Genomic DNA, 2,626 nt, shown 5'->3' on the forward strand with positions numbered 1-2,626 from the left:
ACAAAGCCACCGTAAACACCCATGATTGAGAGCGTGCCGCCTTTACGACAAGCGACCATCATTTGCCGCAGGACGTGGGGACGGTCTGTTTCCAGCCGGACTGCTTGCTTCGCTTTGTCATAAACCCCTTCAACCCCCATGCCGTGCGCTTCTAATCCCACCGCGTCAATGCAGCAGTCTGGACCCCGTCCGCCAGTCATTTCTTTCAGCGCTTCGCCAGCATCAACTTCTTCGTAGTTAATCGTTTCCGCTTTTGCGTGTTCCCTCGCCATTTGGAGACGTTCGGGAAAACGGTCGATGCCGATTACTCTTTCGGCACCCAGCATATAGGCGCTAATCATGGCGAATTGTCCGACAGCGCCGCAACCCCAGACAGCGACAGTATCTCCTGGCTGAATATCGCATAACTCCGCGCCCATAAATCCGGTGGGAATGGCATCCGAGATAAACAATAATTTCTCGTCGGGAATTTCTGCGGGAACCTTGACGACACCCACATCCGCGAAGGGAACGCGGATATATTCGGCTTGCGCGCCTGCATAGCCGCCGAATAAGTGAGAGTAACCGTAAATTGCCGAAGTGACGTTACCGAAGAGCTTTTCTTCCATCCAAGCGTTCGGGTTGGAGTTGTCGCACAGCGACCACATATCATGGTTGCAATAGTGACAGTGACCGCATCCGATAGTGGAAGGAACGACAACGCGATCGCCTGGTTTTAAATTGGTTACTTTGCTACCAACTTCGACGATTTCTCCCATGAATTCGTGACCGATAATGTCACCCGGTTGCATCGTCGGAATGTAGCCGTCATAAATGTGCAAATCAGAGCCACAAATTGCCGTCGAAGTAATTTTGAGAATGGCGTCGCGCGGATTGAGAATTTTGGGATCGGGTACGGTTTCAACCCGCACATCGGTGGCACCGTACCAACATACTGCTTTCATTGATGTTGTTTATCCTTTTATTAATTACCCCGCCCTTGTGTATCCGCAGGACGGGGTTTCTCACATCCCTGTCTCAGGTAATGCAGTCAGTCGCTTAACTTCTCAACCCGAATTGAGCGAAAAGCCGAATTATCTAGGTGCCCGATTCTTAGTCTTGGCGACTCCCTGCTCATTTTTGTCTTGAACAATACTTGGGTTGCCCACGTCACCAGGTTGATCGTTATCAAATCTTTGGCGGACAATCACATCGGCAGTTTCGGGAATATTTTCTCCCAGCTTTTTGAGGTTCTTCAAGCCAGTATTGCCGATTCCATCTCTGTCCCCAACATGGTCTTCAGCCATGTCAATCGCTTTTTTGATCTGAGCGTTGCTGGTCTTATTAAAATCTAAATTGTCAGCAATCAGGGTTTGAGCTTGTGCTTGGAACGATGTGCTGTAGGTAAAAGTCGGAATTACTAAAAATGCGATCGCTGCTAGAACGACACTAGCCAAACGCAAACAAATTTTTTGCAAACGATTAATTCCTTGATTCATTTCAATCTCCGTTGTTTATTTTTGGTTTGAGGAAAACCTATTCTTCAGTTTTCTCTCTACTTAATTAAGAATCCCATGAAATAAAATTCTTAACTTCTTCCAGAAGGTTGACCTTCTGTTGTTGCAATTTCACCTGCTTCCATAATCATTTTGAAACGGCGCAAATCATCGCCAACTTGCTGTTCTGGTTCTTCGCCAAAAAGTTTAGCGATCGCAGCACCGACAGCACCACCCGGCGGGTTATATTCAATGACGACTTTTACTTCCGTACCCCGATTCGCAGGCGCAGGTGAAAAGCGCACAAACCCTGCATTCTCAACGTCTGCTCCTTCCGTTGAAGCCCAAGCGATTAACTCGTTTTCTTTCTCGTTGATAATATCTGCATCCCATTCCACACTTGCACCCATTGGCGCATTGGCAACCCAGTGCGATCGCCGCTCGTTGACGACCGTTACTGATTTCAGATGCTTCATGAAATTAGGCAAGTTTTCAAAATTATGCCAAAAGCGATAAAGTTCATCTGCTGGTTTATTGATCGTGACGGTCTTTTCAACTTTGATGCTTTGGTTCATCCCTGCTTTTTCCTGTATGGTGTCTTGGATACCTTTTTCTGCGGTCGCACTGTGATAAATTAGACCACCACCCGCGATCGCCATTAACGCTCCCCGAAGAGATCGTTGCTTTAAACCCATCAGTACAAGTGCGCCGCCCCCTAGTAACGATCCCCAACGCTCCTTATCGCCGACATTGCTGGGTTCATTCTGACCGCTGGGGACGATATCTTTGGATGTCATGTTCTGTTTTCCTCAAACGGTAATTGATGATTTGCTGAGTAATATTAATTTCTTAGGCGCTTAACTAATCGTTTGGACTTGTTTGTGTTCTAGCCCTTCTCTGGCATGATCTAGACGCAGTTCTCCTTGCGGTTCAGCACGCAACGATTCTGGCGTCTGTTCGCCGATGGCTCCTTTCGCCACTGTGATGCCACCATCTGCCAGCCACAATGCCCCCGTGACGTAACTCGCTTCATCCGAAGCAATAAAGGCATAGACGTTTGCCATTTCCTCTGGCGTGCCGCGTCGAGCCATTGGAGTTGCATTAATCAGCATTTTCTCCATCTGAGCATCCATCGGCCCGGTTTCTTTGTG

4 protein-coding genes are annotated in these 2,626 nt (G+C 48.0%); all 4 read right to left on the bottom strand.

The genetic code is table 11. The features are described from left to right. Positions 1–944, bottom strand: a 944-nt coding sequence (locus H6F50_RS00280; RefSeq protein WP_190425006.1) for a zinc-dependent alcohol dehydrogenase, incomplete at its 3' end; no start/stop codon positions are given. Positions 945–1,073: 129 nt separating this feature from the next. After that, a complete protein-coding gene (locus H6F50_RS00285; protein ID WP_190425009.1) occupies positions 1,074–1,478 on the bottom strand; it encodes a hypothetical protein in 405 nt (134 codons plus the stop codon). 89 nt (positions 1,479–1,567) lie between these two features. After that, positions 1,568–2,272, bottom strand: coding sequence for an SRPBCC family protein (locus tag H6F50_RS00290; RefSeq protein WP_190413068.1), 705 nt, complete (start codon positions 2,270–2,272; stop codon positions 1,568–1,570). 60 nt (positions 2,273–2,332) lie between these two features. Continuing rightward, positions 2,333–2,626: SDR family oxidoreductase (locus H6F50_RS00295; RefSeq protein WP_190425012.1), on the bottom strand; the 294-nt coding region annotated here is incomplete at its 5' end.

This window comes from Coleofasciculus sp. FACHB-712, from assembly GCF_014695635.1.
GTDB lineage: Bacteria > Cyanobacteriota > Cyanobacteriia > Cyanobacteriales > FACHB-T130 > FACHB-T130.